The organism is Micrococcaceae bacterium Sec5.7 (assembly GCA_039636785.1).
Classification (GTDB): domain Bacteria; phylum Actinomycetota; class Actinomycetes; order Actinomycetales; family Micrococcaceae; genus Arthrobacter.
Map to the genome: position 1 here is coordinate 571,833 of CP144169.1, position 21,436 is coordinate 593,268.

Annotated in this window: 24 protein-coding genes; 6 read left to right on the forward strand and 18 right to left on the reverse strand. The window is 63.2% G+C overall.

The window, feature by feature from the left end; all coding sequences use genetic code 11:
- Nucleotides 1–89 precede the first annotated feature (89 nt).
- A complete protein-coding gene (locus V3C33_02630; protein ID XAS68239.1) occupies nucleotides 90–386 on the forward strand; it encodes a hypothetical protein in 297 nt (98 codons plus the stop codon).
- Nucleotides 387–454: 68 nt separating this feature from the next.
- Here V3C33_02630 and V3C33_02635 read toward each other — a convergent pair whose 3' ends face one another.
- The 16 genes from V3C33_02635 to V3C33_02710 all read right to left on the reverse strand — a co-directional run bounded on the left by V3C33_02635 (nucleotide 455) and on the right by V3C33_02710 (nucleotide 16,060).
- Nucleotides 455–892: a CBS domain-containing protein gene (locus V3C33_02635; GenBank protein XAS68240.1), complete on the reverse strand. Its 438-nt coding sequence runs from the start codon at nucleotides 890–892 to the stop codon at nucleotides 455–457.
- Between the two features lie 122 nt (nucleotides 893–1,014).
- On the reverse strand, nucleotides 1,015–1,521 hold the full coding sequence (locus V3C33_02640) for a nucleoside deaminase (protein XAS68241.1): 507 nt from the start codon (nucleotides 1,519–1,521) through the stop codon (nucleotides 1,015–1,017).
- Nucleotides 1,522–1,525: 4 nt separating this feature from the next.
- On the reverse strand, nucleotides 1,526–2,326 hold the full coding sequence (locus V3C33_02645) for a triose-phosphate isomerase family protein (GenBank protein XAS68242.1): 801 nt from the start codon (nucleotides 2,324–2,326) through the stop codon (nucleotides 1,526–1,528).
- Between the two features lie 54 nt (nucleotides 2,327–2,380).
- Nucleotides 2,381–3,733: an MFS transporter gene (locus V3C33_02650; protein ID XAS68243.1), complete on the reverse strand. Its 1,353-nt coding sequence runs from the start codon at nucleotides 3,731–3,733 to the stop codon at nucleotides 2,381–2,383.
- Between the two features lie 114 nt (nucleotides 3,734–3,847).
- Nucleotides 3,848–4,009 (reverse strand): hypothetical protein, encoded by a 162-nt coding sequence (locus tag V3C33_02655; GenBank protein ID XAS68244.1) that lies wholly within the window; start codon nucleotides 4,007–4,009, stop codon nucleotides 3,848–3,850.
- A gap of 13 nt (nucleotides 4,010–4,022) precedes the next feature.
- Nucleotides 4,023–4,790, reverse strand: coding sequence for an SDR family oxidoreductase (locus tag V3C33_02660; GenBank protein XAS68245.1), 768 nt, complete (start codon nucleotides 4,788–4,790; stop codon nucleotides 4,023–4,025).
- Between the two features lie 52 nt (nucleotides 4,791–4,842).
- Complete coding sequence (locus V3C33_02665) at nucleotides 4,843–5,859, reverse strand: 3-hydroxyacyl-CoA dehydrogenase family protein (GenBank protein XAS68246.1); 1,017 nt, start codon at nucleotides 5,857–5,859, stop codon at nucleotides 4,843–4,845.
- Nucleotides 5,860–5,861: 2 nt separating this feature from the next.
- Nucleotides 5,862–6,344 carry a ribose-5-phosphate isomerase gene (locus V3C33_02670; GenBank protein ID XAS68247.1) on the reverse strand — a complete coding sequence of 161 codons (483 nt, stop codon included), beginning with the start codon at nucleotides 6,342–6,344 and terminating at the stop codon, nucleotides 5,862–5,864.
- Nucleotides 6,341–8,116, reverse strand: coding sequence for a dihydroxyacetone kinase family protein (locus V3C33_02675; GenBank protein XAS68248.1), 1,776 nt, complete (start codon nucleotides 8,114–8,116; stop codon nucleotides 6,341–6,343). Before V3C33_02675 ends, V3C33_02670 begins: the two co-directional genes overlap by 4 nt.
- A gap of 99 nt (nucleotides 8,117–8,215) precedes the next feature.
- Nucleotides 8,216–9,220 (reverse strand): sugar phosphate isomerase/epimerase family protein, encoded by a 1,005-nt coding sequence (locus V3C33_02680; GenBank protein XAS68249.1) that lies wholly within the window; start codon nucleotides 9,218–9,220, stop codon nucleotides 8,216–8,218.
- Nucleotides 9,221–9,433: 213 nt separating this feature from the next.
- Nucleotides 9,434–10,144, reverse strand: coding sequence for a GntR family transcriptional regulator (locus V3C33_02685; GenBank protein ID XAS68250.1), 711 nt, complete (start codon nucleotides 10,142–10,144; stop codon nucleotides 9,434–9,436).
- A 125-nt stretch (nucleotides 10,145–10,269) separates the two neighbouring features.
- Nucleotides 10,270–11,340 carry an alkene reductase gene (locus V3C33_02690; GenBank protein ID XAS68251.1) on the reverse strand — a complete coding sequence of 357 codons (1,071 nt, stop codon included), beginning with the start codon at nucleotides 11,338–11,340 and terminating at the stop codon, nucleotides 10,270–10,272.
- A gap of 171 nt (nucleotides 11,341–11,511) precedes the next feature.
- Nucleotides 11,512–12,393, reverse strand: coding sequence for a hypothetical protein (locus V3C33_02695; GenBank protein ID XAS68252.1), 882 nt, complete (start codon nucleotides 12,391–12,393; stop codon nucleotides 11,512–11,514).
- Nucleotides 12,394–12,430: 37 nt separating this feature from the next.
- Nucleotides 12,431–13,087 carry a DUF6318 family protein gene (locus V3C33_02700; GenBank protein XAS68253.1) on the reverse strand — a complete coding sequence of 219 codons (657 nt, stop codon included), beginning with the start codon at nucleotides 13,085–13,087 and terminating at the stop codon, nucleotides 12,431–12,433.
- 263 nt (nucleotides 13,088–13,350) lie between these two features.
- A complete protein-coding gene (locus tag V3C33_02705; protein XAS68254.1) occupies nucleotides 13,351–15,078 on the reverse strand; it encodes a hypothetical protein in 1,728 nt (575 codons plus the stop codon).
- A gap of 352 nt (nucleotides 15,079–15,430) precedes the next feature.
- Nucleotides 15,431–16,060: a DUF4190 domain-containing protein gene (locus V3C33_02710; GenBank protein ID XAS68255.1), complete on the reverse strand. Its 630-nt coding sequence runs from the start codon at nucleotides 16,058–16,060 to the stop codon at nucleotides 15,431–15,433.
- 262 nt (nucleotides 16,061–16,322) lie between these two features.
- On the opposite strand from V3C33_02710, the gene V3C33_02715 reads away from it, so the two are divergent.
- From V3C33_02715 to V3C33_02730, 4 genes are all read left to right on the forward strand, one after another.
- Nucleotides 16,323–16,757: a pyridoxamine 5'-phosphate oxidase family protein gene (locus tag V3C33_02715; GenBank protein XAS68256.1), complete on the forward strand. Its 435-nt coding sequence runs from the start codon at nucleotides 16,323–16,325 to the stop codon at nucleotides 16,755–16,757.
- Between the two features lie 37 nt (nucleotides 16,758–16,794).
- Entirely contained in the window at nucleotides 16,795–17,214 is a 420-nt protein-coding gene (locus V3C33_02720; protein ID XAS68257.1) for a very short patch repair endonuclease, read from the forward strand.
- A gap of 156 nt (nucleotides 17,215–17,370) precedes the next feature.
- Complete coding sequence (locus V3C33_02725) at nucleotides 17,371–18,522, forward strand: glycosyltransferase (GenBank protein XAS68258.1); 1,152 nt, start codon at nucleotides 17,371–17,373, stop codon at nucleotides 18,520–18,522.
- Nucleotides 18,523–18,533: 11 nt separating this feature from the next.
- Nucleotides 18,534–18,680, forward strand: a complete 147-nt coding sequence (locus V3C33_02730) for a hypothetical protein (GenBank protein XAS68259.1) — start codon at nucleotides 18,534–18,536, stop codon at nucleotides 18,678–18,680.
- 26 nt (nucleotides 18,681–18,706) lie between these two features.
- Here V3C33_02730 and V3C33_02735 read toward each other — a convergent pair whose 3' ends face one another.
- Nucleotides 18,707–19,912 carry a glycosyl hydrolase gene (locus tag V3C33_02735; GenBank protein ID XAS68260.1) on the reverse strand — a complete coding sequence of 402 codons (1,206 nt, stop codon included), beginning with the start codon at nucleotides 19,910–19,912 and terminating at the stop codon, nucleotides 18,707–18,709.
- A 233-nt stretch (nucleotides 19,913–20,145) separates the two neighbouring features.
- Between V3C33_02735 and V3C33_02740 the strand changes: the two genes are divergently transcribed.
- Nucleotides 20,146–20,547, forward strand: a complete 402-nt coding sequence (locus V3C33_02740) for an Hpt domain-containing protein (GenBank protein ID XAS68261.1) — start codon at nucleotides 20,146–20,148, stop codon at nucleotides 20,545–20,547.
- Between the two features lie 17 nt (nucleotides 20,548–20,564).
- Here V3C33_02740 and V3C33_02745 read toward each other — a convergent pair whose 3' ends face one another.
- Nucleotides 20,565–21,341 carry a response regulator transcription factor gene (locus tag V3C33_02745; GenBank protein XAS68262.1) on the reverse strand — a complete coding sequence of 259 codons (777 nt, stop codon included), beginning with the start codon at nucleotides 21,339–21,341 and terminating at the stop codon, nucleotides 20,565–20,567.
- Between the last annotated feature and the right edge of the window lie 95 nt (nucleotides 21,342–21,436).

The window sequence follows — 21,436 nt, forward strand, 5'->3', positions numbered from 1 at the left end:
GGGGCTACCCACCACGGGCCTTAAGTGATGTAGTGGCAAGTAGGCGGCGGAACCAGAGCACCGGACGTACCCAAGCTAGGCGGCCCATCATGCAGGAACTGCTCATCATTCTTCAGGACGGCTTTGACGAGGACAACGTCACCGTGACGGTCAACGGCAAGCAGGCCCGGCGCGATATGGGGGTGTCCACCAAAAAGCTGCTGGGCATGGCCGCCGAGGTGTCCGTGCCGCTGCCGGCGAAGGGCGCCATTATTGGCGTGGAGATCACCAACCGCGGGCTCTCCGCCGGGATGAAACTGCACGGCAGGCCCAAGAGTCTGCTGGTGTCCGTAGAGGACGGCCAGCTGATGATGCGCGAAGGGACGGGCCGCGAGGCGTTCCTGTAGGCCGGGTAGACACCAGAAAGCGCCACCGTTTCCTGCCCCGTGGCGCTTGGTGGCATTTCAGACGGCTGCTAAGCCATGTGGCCCATCGGCGTCTGGGCAGAAATATGCTCCACCAATTCGCCGACGCGCTCCTCGGCGTAGTTGCGGGCAATGTCTCCCTGGCTGATGATGCCCACCAGCCTGTGATCCGTGATGACAGGCAGGCGCCGGATCTGGAACTTCTCCATCATGTCGATGGCGGCGTCGATGCTGGCGTCGGCATCGATCCAGTGGGGCCGGCCCTCGGCGAGTTCGGATGCCTTGACTTCGCGGGCGTCCCGGCCTTCGGCGACACACTTGACCACGATGTCACGGTCAGTGATCAGGCCTTTGAGCTTGCCGTCGGCACCGCAGATCGGGAGCGAACCGCAGTCCAGCTCCTTCATCAGCACGGCGGCTTCCTGGAGAGTCTTGTCTTCGGCGATGCATTGGGCATTCGTCGTCATGAATTCACGTACGACACTCATGGGTCCTCCTTCATCGATTGGGGTATCGACGCGGGGCCCTCGGCACCGACGCCGATGATGCCAGCCTACGCCCGGCCGGCGGGCCTGACTAGGCGGGATTTCTTCAGCTCCGGGACGCCTGGTTACTCCGCGATGTCCTCGGCCCAGAGTTCCGCGTGGTCGTGCTGGAAGCTGCGCATCATGTCCACGCAGCGCTGGTCATCCAGGACCACCACTTCAACGCCGCGGGACCGCAGGAGCTCGAATTCGCCGGGAAAAGTCCGTGCCTCGCCCACCACCACCTTGGGGATCTTGAACTGGATGATGGTCCCGGTGCACATGGCGCACGGTGCGAGCGTGGTGTACAGGACAGTGTCCCGGTAACTGCGCTGCCGGCCCGCCGCCCTCAGCGCCGACATCTCCCCGTGGGCGATGGGATCGCCGTGCTGGACGCGTTCGTTGTGGCCGGCGGCGATCACCTGACCGCCGCGTGCCAGCGCAGCGCCGATGGGGATGCCGCCTTCGCTCAGGCTTTTCTGCGCGGCCTGGAATGCGGCTTCGAACGCGGCATCGGCTTTGGATTTGGCCCCGGGTATGGATGTGGCCCCGGCTTCGGTTTTTGATTTGGCCTCGAATGCATGCTCTGTCATGGCGTCAGCCTATCGCCAGGGCCTCGTCCAGGACCCTTCCGAAGTTGGCGGCATCGTGGGCGAAGCGGCCCAGGAACAGCCCGGAGACGGCGCTCAGCGCCGGCAGCAGCCCCGGCTTCGCGGAACCGCCGTAAATCACGGGCAGCTCCCCCAGCCCGTGGCCGGCCAGCCGTCCGCGGAGCTCACGCACGACGGCGGACACGTAACCTGCGCCGGCAGGCTCTGCAGCGCCGATGGCCCAGACGGGTTCATACGCCATGATCAGTCTGGACCCCAGATCCCAGTCGCCGTGAACGGCAGCCTCTATCTGGCCGTAAACAAACCCGGCGGCAGCGTCGGGATCCGGCCCGGCAGTCTGCTCGCCGACGCACAGCAGCGGGGTGATTCCGGCGTCGTCGGCGGCCCTGACCTTGAGCGAAATCATGGCATCGTCGTCGCCAAAGTGCCGGCGGCGCTCGGCGTGGCCGATCTCCACGAGGCTCACGCCCAGCTCCGCAAGCATGCTTGGCGAGACTTCACCGGTCCAGGGTCCGTCCGCCCAGCCGCAGTTCTGCGCCCCCAGGAGCAGCGGGGACGCGGCCTGGCCAGCAGAAACGGCCAGCAGTTCGGCTGCCGCGGGAAGCACGGGGAAGGACGGGATAACAAACGGGATCACCCGCCCGGCCGCGAGGGCCGGACGGGCGTCCACTTGTTGCCGCAGCTGCTCCAGCCACACCAGGCTGTCCCGGTATCCCAGGTACATTTTGGTGCTGGCTCCGACGTAGACCGCGGTGCCGGTGTCCGGTGTGGCCGAACTGGGCTGCATGGTTGCTGCTTTCCTGCTGGTGGTTCTGAGTGGGCCGGATCCGGCTGCGGTGCCTTACTTTTCGAGCAGCTCGTCGGCCTTGTTCTGGAAGCGCTTTGTCAGGTACATCATGACTGCCGCCACGAACGGCAGGACGCCGAGGGCGTAGACACCCATGGTTCCTGTGTCGGAGGCGGTGACCTGGTTGACGGAGGTACGCAGGATGGGGGCCACAAAACCGCCCAGGTTACCCAGCGAGTTGATCAGGCCGATGCCCGCCGCCGCAGCCGTTCCGGTGAGGAACGCCGTCGGGTAGGACCACGCGATGGGGCCGATGGACAGGAAGCTGCAGACCGCCAGGGTGATGAAGATGATGCCCAGGGCCGGCAGGTGGTTCGCACCCGCCCAGGCTGAACCGAAGATGCACAGGCCGGTGGAGATGAACAGGCCGGTGCCCCAGATGCGGCGGCGAAGAACCGTGTTGGCCGCCTTGCCGATGAAGTAGCAGGCGAAGATGCCGAAGAACCACGGGATGGCCGCCAGCAGGCCCACGGTGACGCCCACCTTCTGGCCGGTCAGCTGCGCCACCTGCTGCGGCAGGTAGAACGTGACGCCGTACACGGCGATCTGAAGGCAGAAGTAGATAACGGTGAAGTACCAGACCTTGCGGTTCTTCATGGCAGCGAGGACACCGCGGGGGCCGTTTTCTTCCTTGACCGTGTCTTCCAGCGCCATGACGTCCAGCAGCGCTTTCTTTTCATCCTTGTCCAGGAACTTCGCATCCTGCGGACTGTTGATCAGGAAGAAGTAGGCAGCAATACCGGCCACGACAGCCAGTCCGCCTTCAACAAAGAACATGACCTGCCAGCCGGCAACCCCGGGGACCTGGTCGCCGATGTTGATCAGCCAGCCGGACAGCGGTGCGCCCATCATCTGGGAGAACGGCTGGGCCAGGTAGAAGATGGCGAACATCTTGACGCGGACCTTGTTGGGGAACCACGCGGCGAGGAACATGATGACGCCCGGGAACAGCCCTGCCTCGGTCACACCGAGCAGGAAGCGCAGGATGATGAAGGACGTCTCGCCCTGGACGAAGGCGAAGCACGCGGACACAATGCCCCATGTGATGGCGATGCGGGCCAGCCACATCTTGGCACCGAACTTGGTCAGCAGCAGGTTGCTGGGGATCTCGAACAGGGCATAGCCGATGAAGAAGATGCCGGCACCCAGTGCGTACGCACCTGCCGTGATTCCGCGGTCCACCTCCAGCGCGGCTTCGGCGAAGCCCACGTTGGTGCGGTCCAGGAATGCCACCACATAGAGGATGACCAGCATGGTCATGAGCCGGAAGGACGCTTTGGAAATGGCCGATTTCAGTACCGGCGAATCCAGGAGCTCCTTGGTAGTTGTTGGCGTAACGACAGACATTCAAACTCCTCGTTGAGTCAGTCAGTTGAATGGATCAGGGGGGCGGGGTGAAGAAGAGGTGGTGCTGTGTTCTTGGGGTGCTGAAGTGGTGCTGTGCTTTTCGGTGCTGCTGTGTCAGCGGTAGAAGGCGATGATCAGTACCCCGACGAGGCAGGCGAGAACGCCCACGGCCAGGTAGATCTTGCGTTCCTTGGTCCAGGACCGGAATCCTGTGCCCGTGGCTGCGCCGGCGGTGCTGGTGCTTCTGCCGTTGGCACCCTTGATGTGCTGTGACATGGGAAGGCCTTCCTTAGTGCATGTAGAGTCCGCCATCCACATTCAGCGTCTGGCCGGAGATGTAGCCGGAGTCCTCGCTGATGAGGAAGGCGATGGCGGCGGCGATGTCGCGGGTGGAGCCCACCCGGTTGACCACGAGGTCCTTGGTGAGTTCGTCCTTGCGTTCCTCGCTGAGGGTGCCGCCCATGATGTCGGTGTCGATGGGGCCCGGGGAGATGGCGTTGACGGTGATGTCGTACTCGCCGAGTTCGCGGGCGGTGGCGCGGGTCAGGCCGATCACGCCGGCTTTGGCCACGGAGTACGGGGTCTTGGAGAACGTACCGCCACCGCGCTGGGCGGACACCGACGAGATGTTCACAATGCGTCCGATCCTGTTCTTCACCATGGACTCGGCAACGCGGCGGGTGGCGTAGTGGACACCGTTGAGGTTGATGTTCATCACGCGGTCCCACTCGGCGGCGTCCAGTTCCAGGTACGGAACCGGTGAGCTGACTCCGGCAACGTTGGCCAGCGCCACTATCTGCGGCAGTTCGGCTTCGAGCTGGTCGACTGCCTTGCGGACCGAGGCCTCGTCACCGACGTTGGCGCCGACGCCGCGGGCTTTGACCCCGTACTGGGCGGCGATTTCCTTGGCTGTTGCCCTGCACAGGGCGTCGTCCAGATCGATGATGCCGATGTTCCAGCCCTGTGCGGCCAGATAGTTGACGGTGGCACGGCCGATGCCGCGTTCGGAGACGGCACCGGTGACGATGGCGGTGCGTTCTGCGGGGAATGCAATCATGGGAATGCTCCTGGGATCTGTAAGAAAGCGGTGTCTTGGAAGGCTGCCGGCGCTAGCTGATCGGCGCCGGCCCCAGCTCGTCGATGAGCTTCTGCATGGCCACGTAGGCCTTGTTGCGGTAGGCGATGAGTTCAGGGGTGCGCTCTGCCGGGACGTTGAGGAAGCCGGCGCCGGTCTTGGTGCCCAGCTTGCCGGCGTCCACCAGGTCCGTGAGGATCTTCGGCGTGGCAAAGCGCTCGGGGAATTCGGTCTGCAGTGACTTGTAGCAGAAGTTATAGACGTCCAGGCCGGCCATGTCCGCGATGGCGAACGGGCCGAAGAACGGAAGGCGGAAGCCGAAGGTGGTGCGGACCAGCGTGTCCACATCCTCCGCCGTCGCGATTTCCTGCTCCACCAGCTGGGCAGCTTCGTGGAACAGCGCGTACTGCAGGCGGTTCAGCACGAATCCGGTGACGTCCTCGACCACGGCGGTCTGCTTGTTGGCGGCGTGCACCAGCTCGCGGACTGCACCCACGGTGGCCACCGAGGTGCCTGCGTGAGGGATGATCTCGACTCCCGGGATGAACGGCGACGGGTTGGAGAAGTGCACCCCCAGGAAACGTTCCGGGTTGGCGACCGGCTCGGACAGTTCCGCGATGGAGATGGTGGAGGTGTTGGAGCCGATGATCGCATCCGGACGGGCCGCAGCGCTGATGCGGGCCAGCGTCTGGCGCTTGATCGCGATGACCTCGGGCACGGCCTCTTCGATGAAGTCGGCGTCAGCCACTGCCTCTTCGATGTTCTTCGCGGCCCAGAGGTTCTGCTTCAGGATGGCGGTGGAGCTTTCCGGGAACAGGCCGGCGGCCACGAACTCGTCCGATTCGGCCAGCAGGCGGTCGTAGTTCTTCTGTGCCACTTCGGCCGACACATCGGCCAGGGCAACCCGTGCCCCGCCGAGTGCCAGCACCTGGGCGATGCCGCCGCCCATGTAACCGGAGCCGACGACGGCGATCTTCCGGGCGCTGTTGATGAGGCTTGTGGCGTCTACGGATGTGTCTACCGCTGAAGCGGATTTTGCTGTTTCGGTCATGGTCAGACTGCCTTTGTGTATTCGGGTTCGTAGGAGCAGATGGCGTCGACCTTTTCGGCGGACGCGGAGTCTTCATCGAAGCGGTAGTCCAGCCACTCGCCCACCAGCTTCTTGGCCAGTTCCAGGCCGATCACGCGCTGTCCCATGGTGAGGATCTGGGCGTTGTTGCTCAGCACGGAGCGCTCCACTGAGTAACCGTCGTGCGCGGTGACAGCGCGGATCCCGGGCACCTTGTTGGCTGCGATGGCCACGCCCAGGCCGGTGCCGCAGATCAGCAGCGCACGGTCGGCGTCGCCGTCGGCCACCCTGCGGGCAGCATCCACGGCGACGTGCGGGTACGCGGTGGAGTCGTTGGCCCCCACCCCCACGTCCTGCACCGACGCCACACGGCTGTCAGCCTCAAGCAGCGCCTTCAGCGCCTCCTTGTATTCGACGCCGGCTTCATCGTTGCCGATGACGATCCGCCATCCTGCCGTGTTACTCATGAGTGCGCTCCATTTCCGGCCGCTGTGGCCAGCTCAGGGACGGCCAGTTCAGGGACGGCCAGTTCAGAATCGATGTAGGCGGAGATTTTTGCCGCGATCAGCCCGAAGGAGACCGCGCCGGGATCGGGGTGGCCCAGGCTCTTTTCCGCCAGGGGACGGGCCCGGCCCTTCAGCGGCCGCAGTTCCACGGTTTTGTATGCTGCCGCCTGGGCAGCGGCGGCAGCGGAGGCGAGGGCGCGGTCGAGGGGGGCACCGCCGTCGAACTCCCCCAGGAAGGCATCCCGGAACGGCAGGAGGGCGTCCACCATGGTTTTGTCGCCGGGTTCGGCTTTGCCCAGTTCGGTGATGGCGTTGACGAAGGCGGTCACGGCGGCTGCCGCGTCCTCGCCCCGGTAGGTGTCCCGGTTGCCCAGCGCGAGTCCGGCCGCGATCACGGCGGAGCCCCACAGGGCGCCGGACGTGCCGCCGGCCCGCTCGCTCCAGGCCTCACCGGCAGCCGTGAGTACACGCCCGGCGGAAAAACCGTCCGCCGAGAACTTCTCGGCGGCTGCGGCTGCGGCGTCCACACCGCGGCGCATGCCGATGCCGTGGTCGCCGTCGCCGGCAATCGCGTCAAGATTTCCCAGCTCTTCTTCATGCTCGACGACGACGTCCCGCACCTGGGCGAGCACGGCGGCAGCCAGCCGGCCCAGGCCAGCGGCGGCGGCGGCGGTGTCTTCTGCCTCGGCTGCTTCGGCATCCTCCGGTCCGGCCAGCTCGCGGCGGGCGCGGGGTGCCAGGTTGCCCTTTTTGAAGGCCGGGGTGTCTGCCGGGGCGGCCCAGTACTGCTCGAGTTCCTCATCCAGCCAGAACAGCGTGAGGGAGAGGCCGGACATGTCCAGGCTGGTGACCAGCTCGCCGCATTCGGGTTCGACCACGGTGAGGCCGGCCGTTGTGAGGAGCTTTTCGATCTTGCCGAACAGCAGGAAGAGTTCGTCGTACTTGACTGTGCCCAGGCCGTTGACGATCGCCACGACGCGTTCTCCGGCGCCGTCCGGCTTGTCTGCGAGCAGGCGCGAGACCAAGAGCCCGGCGAGTTCAGAGGCAGTGGGCATCTGGTGTTCGGAGATGCCGGGCTCTCCGTGGATCCCGAGGCCGAGCGACATCTGTCCGGCCGGAACATGGAAGAGCGGCTCGCTGGCTCCGGGGAGGGTGCAGCCGTCGAAGGCCACGCCCAGGGAGCGCGTGTGGTGGTTGGTCTTGATGGCCAGCCGCTCCACGTCGTCCAGGCTCAGTCCGGCCTCGGCAGCGGCGCCGGCGATCTTGAACACCGTCAGGTCCCCGGCGATGCCGCGGCGCTTCTCGAGCTGGTCGAGCGGTGCGCTGGCAATGTCATCGGTGACCACCACCGTGCGGGTTTCGATGCCCTCGGCGTTGAGCCGCAGCTGGGCCTGGCCGAAGTGCAGGACGTCGCCCGCGTAGTTGCCGTAGCTGAGCAGTACGCCGCCGCCGGCGTTCGCAGCCTTGGCCACGCGGTAGACCTGCCCGGCGGCCGGTGAGGCGAACATGTTGCCGCACGCGGAGGCCGCAGCGAGGCCCGGTCCCACCAAGCCGGCGAAGGCCGGGTAGTGGCCGGAGCCGCCACCCACCACCAGTGCAACCTGGCCGGCAGGCACCTCTGTGGAGCGGACAACGCCGCCATCGACACGGGCAACATACCCGCGGTTGGCAGCCACAAAGCCGTCCAGCGCCTCATCCGCAAAATCAGCGGGGTTGTCGAAGATCTGGGTCATGGTTCCTCATCGAATCCGTATTGGGTTGAATCAGTGGTTGAAAGGTGTGGGCCACCAGTCGGCGGCAGGCAGGTGTTACTGGACGGCCGCCGTCGGGTACTAGACCCCGGCGAGTTCGACGGCGGCTGGCTGCTGCCGTCCCTGGGCCACCTGGCTCCGGCCCAGGGTGTAGCCGTCGTTCTTGGGCAGGACGTGGCGGCGCAGGTAGTCCTGGTTGCTGGCCGTAACGCTGAGGCCGTCTCCGCCGTAGTGCTCGGTGCAGATGATGCCCTGGTAGCCCACGGAGATGGCTTCCTTGAAGGCCTCGCGGTAGTTGATGAGGCCGCTTTCCATCGGCGCGGGCATGGTGACATAGGTATCCCGCGCCACCTCCTCGTCCCGGATGTAGTTCTTCATGTGCCAGTAGTTGGAGTACGGCATGGTCTTGGCCACCATTTCGCGCCAGTCCTCGATAGGCCGGTGCAGGCGGATCAGGTTGCCGAGGTCCGGGTTGAGGCCCACGTTTGCGAGGTCGATGTCCTGGACCAGCTGGACAGAGGAATCTGCCGTGCCCAGGTAGGTGTCCTCGTACATTTCCAGTGAAAGCAGGATGCCCGCCTCGGCTGCGTGCTGGCCCAGTTCGCGGAGCCGGGTGACAGCCTTGCCCCATGTTTCCTTGTCCCCCACCGGATCCTTGTGGCCTTCCACGGTCCAGAACCACAGCTGCTTCTGCTGCTCGGCGGTCAGCGCCTGGTGCAAGCCGAAAGACACAACCTCGCAGCCGAGTTCAGCGGCCGCGTCGACGGTGCGGTGGCTGTACGCCAGATTGTCTTCCCAGCTGCCTTCTTCGATCACGCTTCGGCGGATGGCGGAGATGACAGGGATGCCGATGCCCACATTGGCCGCGGTCTGCTTGAATTCTGCGAGGCGGGCCTGGCTCAGGTCGCCGGGGCGGACCCAGCTGTCCGTGAGATCGGCGTTGGCGAAGCCTGCTTCCTTGACCTCGGTGAGGACCTCGGCCCAGGCGGAGGCGTCGGCGTCGTTGATATGGATGCCCCGGGCGTCGGTGCCCGGAAACTGCAGCAGCGCCGCGGTGATGGGCCAGTTCTCAGCTGTGTAAGCCATTGGTGTTCGCTCCTTGTGGAATCCTGTTTCCTATAGGATTTACTATCCGTGAGAAGTTGTCAAGACCACAATGCCAACTTTAGGGAACAATCAAAGATCCTATATGTCAGACAGCTGCTTGTGAAGTGGGTCATAACCGAGGTCACGGCAGCAGTGTGGCCGGTGGCCTTGTTCAGCGCCGCCGTGGGGATACGGGGCCAGGGCCCGGGCCGGTTACTCTGGCGGAGCGTCGGCAATCGCTCGGCCGCGCACCTGCTGGATGTGTTCGGACATGGCTGCAGCGGCTCTCTCCGGGTCTCCCGCGGAGAATGCTTCAAGGACGGCCTGATGTTCGGAGATGGCGTATTCGGCGTCTGTGATTCCCACCCCGCCGAAAAGCCTGAATCGTTGGACCTGCCCTCCGAGAGCTTCGTACGCGGCCGCCAGGAACTGGTTGCCTGTCTGCTCGGCGATCAGCCGGTGGAATCGTTCGTCAGCTTCAAGATAATCCTTGAACTCCGAAAAGGAGGGCCCCCGGGGTGCCGACTTCAGGTCGGTGACGGCCTGTTCCAGCTCGGCCAGGCGCTGCGGCGTCAACCGGGCGCATGCCAGCCGCGCATTGACGGGCTCGATGGCAAGCCGCGCTTCCATCAGTTCGGCAAAATCTTCCTGCGTGAAAACCGGCGCTACCCGGTAGCCCTTGAGCGCCACCCTGCGGACCATGCCGGTGTGTTCCAGCCGGGCCAGGGCTTCCCGGACTGGGGTCGGCGAAACATCGAGCTCGCGCGCGGTGCCGTCAATGCTGACCGCAGTTCCGGGTTCAAGCCGGCCGTCCATCAGGGAGGCCAGCAGCTCCTCATACACGTGGTCCGCCAGAACCTGGCGGCTGACGGTACGGCTGGCAGGGCGGACGTCAGAGCGGCTGCCGTTGGAAGCTGGTTGCATGTTCAGATCCTATAGGACTGCCATTCCCCGGACGTGCCCGTTACAGGCGGTCCCGGTGGACATGTTCGTGCCATGTCCACATGTTCCTGCTATGCCCACCGGGCCCGAGCGGGGTTGTAAGTGCTTTAGCTCTGGTAGGCCGGGTAGTCGGTGTAGCCCTCTGCACCTTCGCCGTAGAACGTGGCCTGATCCGCTTCGTTGAGCGGGAGGCCCTCGCGCCAGCGGCGTACGAGGTCCGGATTGGCGATGGCGGGGCGGCCCACAACAACGGCGTCGGCGTGGCCGTCGGTAATCAGGGACACTGCCTCATCCCGCGTGGTAACTACTCCGAAGCCCGTATTGACCAGGAACGTGCCGTTGAACCTTGCGCGCAGATCCTGGACGAGCCCACCGGCCGGTTCGTGGTGGAGGATGCTCAGGTAGGCGAGATTGAGTGGCTCGATGGCGTCCACCAGGGATTCGTAGGCAGCCCGGACGTCGGCAGCGTCCGTTTCAGCGATGCCCTGGACATTATGCTCCGGCGAGATGCGGATGCCGACGCGGTCGGCGCCGAGGGCGTCCACTACGGCGTTGACTACCTCGATGACGAAGCGCGCCCGGTTTTCCGGCGTGCCACCGTAGGCGTCCGTGCGGACGTTGGAGTTCGGCGCGAGGAATTCGTGCAGGAGGTAGCCGTTGGCGGAGTGCAGCTCAACGCCGTCGAACCCTGCTTCAACAGCATTACGCGATGCGGTGACGATTTCCTGAAGGATGGCCGGGAGCTCTTCAGTGGTGAGCGCGTGCGGCACGGGGTACGGCTGCTTGCCGGTGTAGGTGCGGGTTTCGCCGTCAATCGGGACGGCACTCGGGGCAACGATGCGGTGGCCGCCGGTGATATCCGAATGCGAGACGCGGCCGCCGTGCATGACCTGGGCGAACATCCGGCCGCCAGCTTCGTGGACGGCGCCGGTGACCTTGGCCCAGCCTGCTAGCTGCGCCGGCGTGACGAGCCCTGGCTGGCCGGGGTAGGAACGGCCGGAGGGGCTGGGGTACGCGCCCTCGCTGATGATCAGCCCAAGCGATGCGCGCTGGCGGTAATACTCCACAACCAGCGGTCCGGGCACACCTTCCTTGCCTGAGCGGACACGCGTCAGGGGTGCCATCACCAGACGGTTGGGCAGTTCGAGCTCGCCGAGGGTCAAAGGGGAAAACAACATGCGCGGTACCTTTCAGAATGAATTGGGTTCACTCGCAGCAACTGCGGAGCGCTTGCAACTATTCCGGATGAGACACGGGTCACTGGTTTTCGGCGCAGGCCAGATGGACTGACTACCAATCTCGACGGCGGCGGGCCCTAGAGTCCTGGAATCGCCGCCATCAGTGACTGGCTAAGGGACTGACGGGGCCACACCCGGGCAACCTTGGCCTTGAGGATTGACGTTGCAGTCGTCGGCATAATTTCTGGTGATGGACCGCCAGACGCTCATGGTCTGCGGCGGAGCGCTGAACTGACCCTGGGCGGGGATCGGGAGGGCGGGACCGCCGTTGACCGAGTAGGTCCCTTGAAAATAAGTCGTCAGTGTGACCCGGAAGTCTCCAGTGGCTGGGTAAATATGGCTAGTACGCGTTTTCTCTCCCCAGCGATCTTGAGGAAGGGAGCCGCCGCTGGTGGCAGTCGGGCCAAACGAAGCGCCATCGCCATAATCCCAACGGTACTGGACTGGTTTCGCGACAACTGCGACGCTCTGACCGAGCATGTCCACCGTGAACGATTGCTTCGAGGCTTCCGCGTAGAAGTTGGTCTCGGCACCCTTGAGCGTGTGCGGACTTGGTTGCACGACGGAGCTACCGGCCAGTATCGGAAGTTGCTCGAACTTCGACTGAATCTGGGCAGCGATCTTGTCCAGAACGTCCTCCGGTTTTTCCGAATACAGGCACCTATCCGGCTCGATTGCTTGCCAGACGTTCGGATCCCCAAAAGTAAACTGGTCAAACCACCGCACCGGACGACCGTCCTCGCCTTGATTGCAGTTCGCACGAGCAATGCACGCGGGGTCAACGTCGTTCTGGCCATTTACGATGCACAGCATCTCGTACTTGAATCTCTTTTGAACCGCATCAACTTCGAAAGGCATATCGATCCAATTCCCAGTCGCCGGATCCTCCCGCCAGACCCCAACCCCGTCGGCGTCCCAGTCGACAATGGGGCCTGCAGCATTGGAAGATGGCGCGACAATAATCGAAGCTAGAAGTGTGGCCAGAATCCCCACTATTAACGCAATCGGGCGGCCCCCAAACTTCAATGAACTACCCACCGATTCTGTCTACGTTTGACGCAGACCACATTCCGTCAGCGTACTTGGCAATGAGAATGTCCGCCTGAAGACTGGTCTTCGGGGAAGACTGTTCTATACCCCCATCGGCTCGGTGGTAGGAAATCGCTTGGCGATGATATTGAATGATTGCCTGATAGTTGCCGTCAGCATCAGCCGTGAATTTAGAGTCGGCGGACACTATCGCTAGCCGGCCGCCCACTATCCACTGACCTCCGGAATTCCACGCTTCGATGGTGGGGCGAACCCGCTTGCATGAAGCGCAATTCGATCCTGTAACGTCATCTACCTGCTTCAAGTCACCGGACTCGTAAGCGTAGTTCATGAGGGTGTACCAATACTTGGCGAACGCCTCTAGGCCTGCCTTTGTCTTCGCCTTTGCAGCCGCGGGCAGAACGGGAACAGGAACATTTTGAGCCTTGCCCTTGGCATCGGCTGGCTTGTAAACAGCCGTGGGGGTCGGAGTGGGCGTGGCGCTTGGTGTCGCGGAGACCGAAGGAGACGCCGAAGTTGACCCGCCGCCACCGGGGTTGCCACCGCCATTGCAGGCGGTAAGGGCCAGGACCGCCGCCGCGAGAACGGCAACCGCGGGCGTGCGCAGTCGCGAGGACGTGAATGTGCGAGATGTCATGGGCAGCTAATCCCCCGATAGATTTCAAGACGTCTGAGTCCGAACAATGGTTCAAGGGTAGCTGAGGCCGAGATCGCACGGTCAAAGTTATCCACAGGCCATGGGCCCCTAACGTTTGTACCACTGGCAGCGTCCCGGAAAAAGTCAAACGACGCGTCCTGGGTTCGACGGGCTCAAACTCAACCACCGGTACTGGCCCAACCGCCAACGCAGACGGGCCCTGGCAACCATGCCAGGGCCCGCCGCACGAGTTGGAACAGACGCTACTTCTGCGCCGGCAGTACCAACTCCCCTGTCTTGTCCGTCGACAGTGCCAGCGAAGAAACATACTGGGGCTCGCCGTCGGGCCCGTCTTGGGCCGAGCGAAGCATGTCCGGACGTTCGAACTCAAACCCCGTGACATGGCACAGGAGCTTGGCGTCGCTGGGGTTGCCGTCGGCGTCGAACATCGGCAGGTCAATGCCGTCGTCAATCCGCCGCAGGTAATACTTGCCCTTCGTCAGGATGGCCAGCAATGGCGGCAACACCAAAGCCAAACCCACGGCGAAGATCGGCGAGTATGCCTGGATGCCTGCGCCGAACGCACCGAAGAACACCGCAATAGAAATCCCAGCGGACACCAACATTGACACGAAGCCCACCGGATTGACCCCGTATAGCATGCCGCGGCGGAACTCCGGAACCTTGGGCGAGATATTCAGCAGGTATTTATTGATGGCGATGTCCGAGGCTACCGTGACAATCCAGGCCATGGCACAGTTCGCGTAAAAGCCCAGGATGGTGTTCAGGAACTCGAACATGTTCGATTCCATCAGCACCAGCGCGATCAGGAGGTTGACCACCACAAACACCATTCGGCCCGGGTACGTTTTGGTGACGCGGGTGAAGCTGTTCGTCCAGGCCAGCGACCCCGAATAGGCATTGGTCACGTTGATCTTGATCTGGGAAATAACCACCAGCACCACGGCCAGCGTCATGGCAAGCCACGCCGGCATCATCTCCTGGTACACACCAAGAAACTGGTGCACCGGTTCATTCGCGTGGACCGATGCCGCCGGATCGAGCTTGGCAATCAAGTAGATGGCAATAAACATGCCCACAATCTGCTTGATCGCACCGAAGATGACCCAACCAGGTCCGGCCAGGATCACGGCCCTCCACCAGGCACCCTTGTTTTCAGCAGTCTTCGGAGGCATAAACCGCAGGTAATCGATCTGCTCAGCGATCTGGGCCATCAGAGACAAACACACGCCGGCGGCCAGCATCACGGACGCAAGGTTCGTGCCCTCGGCGCCCGATTTCCCCGTGAAAGCCAAGAAATCATCAATGCTGCCCGGGTGCGAAACCAGCAGATATCCCACCGGAACCACCATGAGCAGCAACCAGAGCGGGGTGGTCCAGACCTGAAGTTTGGCCAGCGTGTTCATCCCGTAGATCACGAACGGAATGATCACCAGGGTGGACGCCGCGTACCCGAGCCATTGCGGAATGCCCAGCCCCAGCTCCAGGCCCTGCGCCATGATGGAGCCCTCCAGCGCAAAGAAAATGAACGTGAAAGTCGCGAATATGACGTTGGTGACCACGGATCCGTAGTACCCGAAACCGGAACCACGGGTGATCAGATCCAAATCAATGTTGTAGCGCGCGGCGTAGTAGGCCAGCGGAAAACCGGTGGCGAAGATGATCACAGCCGCCACAATGATGCCGAAAATCGCATTGACGGTTCCGTATGCAATCCCGATGTTCGCGCCGATCGAGAAGTCGGCAAGGTACGCAATCCCGCCGAGCGCACTGGTCGCCACCACACCTGCACTCCATTTGCGGTACGAGCGCGGGGCGAACCTGAGGGTGTAATCCTCCAGACTTTCCTTGGTGGCGTTTATCGCATCGGCGTTGCCCGCCGTGGTGGTTCCCTGGGGACCAGGTACGACGGCGGTACTGCCTCCCGCCGTCGGCTCCAGTAGTTGGGTGATCTTCGAATCAATACTCATCCGGGACCGCTTTCGTTGTCAGAACGTCCCCAGCGACGCTATCGACGGCGCGTGACAGCCCTGTCACCGGACTGTTTCCGACGGGTTACATGTTGACGGTGGCCAAGACAAAACTCGCGTCCGCGGCGAAGACGTCGAGTTCGGCGTCGGACTCTCACCGCCGCTGCGGCGGGCTGTTGCGGCTGGAACCGCCGCGCTTCTGCGCCCATTGCCGCCGCGCTACGGCGCCCGGTGCCGGCGCAGGATGAAGGTCCAGGTCACGCCGCCGGGTTGGACGGCAGAGTGCTCGCACCATGGCATCACCATGGCCGGATCACCCTGCCGCCAGCCCGGCTAACCCAGTTGCCGGAACCTACTTATTGTCGGCGCCGAGGCCCGAACCGCTGCAGGACGCCATGGCACCCGTGCCCGAGCCGGTGTTCTTGGCGATGGATTTTCCGTCGAACAGGATCTCGCAGCTGACGGCCGCCGCCGCGTTCGAGAAGTCTCCGGTGACCACCAGCGAGAGGAAGTCAGAGTTCTTGACCGTCTGCTCCTTTTTCCAGGCTGCAGAGATGTCTTCCTTGGAAGTACCGCCGTCCGTCCAGTAGTTCACCGATGCCTTGCCCTTGGTGGTCACCACGTACTCAACCTTGTGCTCCGAGTTGAGCGCCTGGTCCGCCGAACTGACCGCTGCCGAAACCACAGCCATCCAGATCGCCGCGATGACAATGCTCAGGATGCCCAGGACCAGCCCCGCCACAGCGGCGCCCTTCCTGGCGAACTTGCGGGTGGCACCGATGATGCCGAACAGCACGGCGAGCGGACCCAGGACAAACGCCACAACGCCCATCACGGGGATGAAGGAAAACACAACGGCCACGATGCCAAGGACCAGCGCCGTGATGCCAAAGCCATTGCCGCGGACAGGCTGAACGGATTCCGGCCGGACCGGCTCCGGGTAGGTGTTGGGAACGGGACCCTGCGAATTGAATGTAGACATGATTACCCCATATGTAAGGCCGGGCGCGTGCCCGGCTGATGCGAGTGTCCGGCTCCTGATGCCCCCAATAGACACGCAGGCTCATTTGCATCTGCGGCGTGTACGCCCGGAGAGACGAGCCACAGACTGTCGATGAAACCGATCAGGATCAGGCTAGGGACGGGCTACGACATTTTAGGAGCGGGGACGCAAAACGGAAGTTGCTTGAGAGTCTTTCGCCCTGGCTATGGTGTTTTTCTACATGACGTAGAACAATGGGGCCATGATGTTCACCCATAGAGACGGAAGCCCCATCCTGAACCTCGACGACGACCAGTCCTGGACGCTTCTCGAGAACACCAAGCACGGGCGCCTGGTAGTCACCGTGGCCGGCGAACCCGATATCTTCCCGGTCAATTACGTGACCAGCGGCCGCAAGGTTTACCTTCGGACGGCGCCGGGCAACAAGCTGGCGGAGCTTACCATCAACTCCAAGGTGCTCTTCGAAACTGACGGCATACTCTCCGATGAAGCATGGTCTGTGGTCCTTCGCGGTGTGGCCCGCGTCCTGACCACGTCTGCCGAGATCGCCGACGCCGAGGCGCTCGGACTCAAGTCCTGGGTGCCCACGCTCAAGGACTTTTACGTGGAAATCGTGCCGACGTCCATCAGCGGACGGCACTTCGAGTTCGGCGATCAGCCGGAGCGGGATTTCTGACCCGAGCAGCACAACTGCGGCCGCCTAGACTTGAATCATGGCGGACAGCCTCACACCTGAGCAACGCAGCTGGAACATGTCCCGGATCAGGGGAAAAAACACCAAGCCCGAGCTACTGGTGCGCCGCCTCCTGCACGCCAAGGGCTACCGATACAGGCTGCATGGCCAGGCCCGCGGCGGCAGACTTCCCGGCAGCCCCGACCTCGTGTTCGCCGGCCGGCACAAGGTTATTTTTGTCAACGGCTGCTTCTGGCACTTCCACGACTGCAAGGCAGGCCAGCACGCGCCCAAGGCCAACGCCGAGTTCTGGGGGGCCAAGCGGTCCCGGACCAGAAACCGCGACGCCGATCAGCGCCTTCTGCTCGAAAGTTCAGGCTGGGCAGTGCTCACCGTATGGGAATGCGAGCTCAAGAACCGCTCAGCCCTGGAAGTCCAGCTGGAGCGGTTCCTCGCTTAGCCTTGCTCTCTGCCTCCGCAGCGATCCGCAGCGAATTATCGGCCGAATTGACGAAATCTTGAGCCTATCCGGGGGCTGATGTTGAGGTCTCGATCAGAGAATGGATCCAGCCGGTCCCGCTCAGGGGGCTGGCGATCCGATTTTCAGGAGGCTCCCGTGCTGGCAATCTCTTCAGCCATCACTCGCATGGAGGCCGCTTCTCCGGAGGAACCCAAGAACAATGACGCAGCGTCCCTGCTGACAGTGGTTGTCCTGGTTCCTGCCTACAACGAAGAAAGCTCCATCGGCGCCACCCTGGAGGGCCTGATGCTCCAGACCCGGCCGGCAAGGCAGATCGTGGTTATTCCGAACGGCTGCACCGACGAGACTGCACAGCAGGCCGGCAAATACCCGGTCACGGTGATGGAGCTCCCACGCCTGGAACACCGGAAGTCGGAAGCGCTGAACAGGGCTTGGGCAAAATACGCGTTCGACGCCGATGTGGTCATCTGCCTCGACGCTGACACTGTTCTGCCGCCCAACGCCATTGAGGCCTGGGCCAAGGAATTCAGTGCGGAAGGCAGCGAACGGCTGGGCGGCTCGTCGTCGAAATTCACCATGCAGGATCCGGGCCTCCTGAGCCGGCTGCAGAAGGCCGAATTCGCAACCTGGACCGATGTGGCCCTGCGCCGCGGCAGCACCAGCGTGCTCGCCGGAACAGGCTGTGCCATAAACAATGGTGTTCTCCGCAAGATCGCTGCCCGGGTTGACCGCGAGGGCCCCTGGGTCTACACCTCGCAGGTAGAGGATTTCGAGCTGACCTACCGCATCCGTGAACTCGGCTACGTCTGTCAGGTATCCCCCGACGTCCGCGCGTACACCGATTCCATGAAGACCATCAAGGCGCTGTGGGGTCAGCGGATGAAATGGCAGGTGGGCACCGTGGAGGATCTCCTCCGGCTGGGCATCAACCGTCTGACGCTGCGCGACTGGGGCCAGCAGGCCATGGGCCTGCTGAGCACTTTCCTGAAGCTCATGTGGGTCGCCGTCATCATTGCGTCCCTGGCGCTGGGAATGTTCCGCATTGTCCTGTTCTGGTGGCTGGTTCCCATCCTGTTCGTGGCGCTGGACATCAAGCGCGCATTGCGGATCCCACATCACGATTGGAAAGACATCGCGCTTGCGGCATCTTTCTTTCCGCAGGAAGTTTTTATGTGGCTGCGGTCCGGGTGGTTCATCGCCTCCTGGTGGGCCGTGCCCGCAAGCAAGATCACCCGGCGTCGCGTAGACCGCTGGGAAGCACAATACACCGCAGAGGAAATCAGCTAATCATGTACGGAATGAATGCAACCACCCCCGTCGCCGGCGCAGCACTGGCGTACACCGGCCTGAACGTCGGAGCAGGCCTGCTCACAGCATTCGGTGTGCTGCTGATCGGCGTTGCGCTGCTGGCACTGGCCCGCCGCGGCGGCAAAGTGCGCCCATAGGCAGCGTCGACGGCGGACTGCAGTCCCTAGCTCCGCCGGGCCTGCAGCGCAGCTTTGAACGCAGATGCGGACGTGGCGCTGCTATTGATCCGCCAGTCAGCTTCCTTCTGGATATGGAACCAGACAAACCCGGTGACATCCGGCTGGGCTGCAAGGTAGGAAACCAGGCTCGTGTTCCACGCCGCCTTGGACCCGCCTGCCTCGCTGGACGCGGTCTCGGCAATGATGATGGGCTTACCGGGCGCGAGGGTCCGGAGCTGGGCAATACCGGGGGCAAACAGGTCCTCCGGCGAAATCCAACTGCTCCAGGAGGCGGACGTCCCCCAGTTGTAGCCATCAAGGGCAACCACATCCACATACCCGGCTCCGGGGTACAGCCCGGCGAGGTCAGTGGACCCCCAGTACGGAACGTTGGGAGCCCAGACCCACTGAACATTGCCGGCACCGGTGGAGGCCACCACATCGTGGACATGGCGCCAGGCCTGGGCATAGTCGCCGGGCTGGTTTCGGTTGACTCCTTCAGCCCACGGGTACCAGTCACCGTTCATCTCGTGGCCGAAACGCAGCATCACAGGCTGTCCCCAGGAAGCAAGCGCCTGGCCCCACTGAAGGATGCGGGCATCGAAGTCTCCGGCCGTAATCCGGTCCAGCGAGTACGCAGGCTGGACCAGTCCGCCACCCCAGGCCCACGGTTCCCACGTGACCAGGGAAACGGCTCCGCGGGCGCGGACGGCGTTCATTTCAGCCACAGGAGGCGCCTGGAGGAAGTCTTTGTAGAACATGACCACGGACGGGCTCTCTCCTGCCAACTGAGAGACTTCGTCCAGTTCCGCACTGGCCAGCGGACCGCCCTCGGTGGCCGCACCGAAACGCAACGGGTCTGTGCTGACCGGGGGAAGCTGCTGGGCGGGCGCGGCAACGGTGAACACTGCCGACGCCTTCACCGAGGAGGTTTTGGCTGTGATGGTCAGGTTTCCGCTGGCTGTTGACGGAATGACGATGGCCTTGCTGAAAGCGCCGGACGCGGCAGTCTGGAACGAGAAAGTGGTGGAACCAACGGCGATGCTTCCGGCAGTGGAGGCTCTGAAGCCGGTCCCGCTGACTGTGACACCGGAACCGGCATGTCCCGACGTCGGGCTGAGCGAGATCTGGGTAGACGCTGCCTGGACAGGCTGGACCGCGGCCAAAGTCAGGCCAATCCCCAGGGCAATGGCTACAAGAAGTTTTTTCACAGTCCGGTGCAAAGCGATCGACCCCACAATCGGCACGTGGCTGAAGCCACAAATCACACAGTGCGGATAGCACTGGACCCGATCATAAAGCCAACCGCGCCAGTCTGCTCAAGATTGGCTCAAATAATTTCAAAACCACGTTCCGGGCGGCCGGGCGGTCCTAGTGTTAACAAGGGAAAAAGTTCATGTTCTTAGCATCAGCGTCGGCACCCAGTCGGTGGAAAGGATCAGCAGTGGAACCGCCATGTGACGCCGGGACGCCGGTTGTGGACCCCGCTGTCCTCCGCCAGCTTCGTGCTGAGCTGGACGCGGATGAAGCGTACTGCAAGGTATTTGTCCGCAACTATCTTGACCAGCTCCCCCGCAGGGTCAGCCGGCTGCGTTGCGCGCTCATTTCCGGCGATCTGGAAGCGGCCATGGACGCCGTTCTCAGCCTAAAGACCTCAAGCCGGATGGTAGGTGCGTGCTGCCTCGGTGCCATCGCCGATGAAGTTGAGACGGCCCTGAAGCACGTCCAGGATCAGGAAGACTCCACGGGGACCAAACTCCCGCGGCTGGAACGTACGATCTTTGACCGGATCGAAGAGTGCAGCAGCCTGACGCTTACCCAGCTCAGCGCCGAAAACGCCGCCTGAACCGGGCACCGGGACATTCAGCGCTCCGCGGGCGCCAGCCTGTAGCCGACGCCACGGACCGTCTGCAGCCAGCGCGGATTCTGCGGTGAATCGCCCAGTTTCTTGCGCAGATTTCCCATATGCACCTCAACGGAACGTTCGTCCGCCTCGCTGATGTAACTTCCGACGTCATACTGTTCGTCCCGCAGCCGCCGTACCAGCTCCGATTTGGTACGAACCATTCGGCCGGCCTCGAGCAACGCGTGCAGCAGGTCGAATTCCGTCCGGGTCAGTGCCAGTTCCTGTCCGTCGATGGCCACCGTCCGTGAGTGGTAACTGAGATCCAGCCCGTTGTGGCTGAAGGTCCGGGTTTCCGGGCCGTCAGAGGCGGCAGGGCCTTCCGCACCGGAAGGCGAGGCACTTCCGGGGGACGAGTCCGGCGAGGAACGCGGACGCCGCATCATGGCGGCAATTCTGGCGCGCAGCTCCCTGGGGCGGAAGGGTTTGGTGAGATAGTCGTCGGCACCGGATTCCAGTCCGATCAGTGTATCCAGTTCCTCTGCCCGGGCCGTGAGCATCACAATGTAGGCGTCGGAGAACTGGCGGATCTGCCGGGACACTTCAAAGCCGTCGATGTCCGGCAGGCCCAGATCCAGTGTAATGACCGCAGGGTTAAGCTCCTTGGCGGCCAGAACACCGGCGGATCCGCTGGTGGCCACTTTCACGTCAAAGCCGGCCTGGGTCAGAACTACCCGTATCAGTTCCCGGATGTCATGATCATCCTCTATTACCAGACCCACACGTGATTCACTCATCGAAGCCCCCTCAGCCCGCTCGATACCGACAGAAGTATAGCTGGCTCCGGCTATCCTGCTGGTATGCCTCTCCGTCCGATCACTTCCCCGGCCAC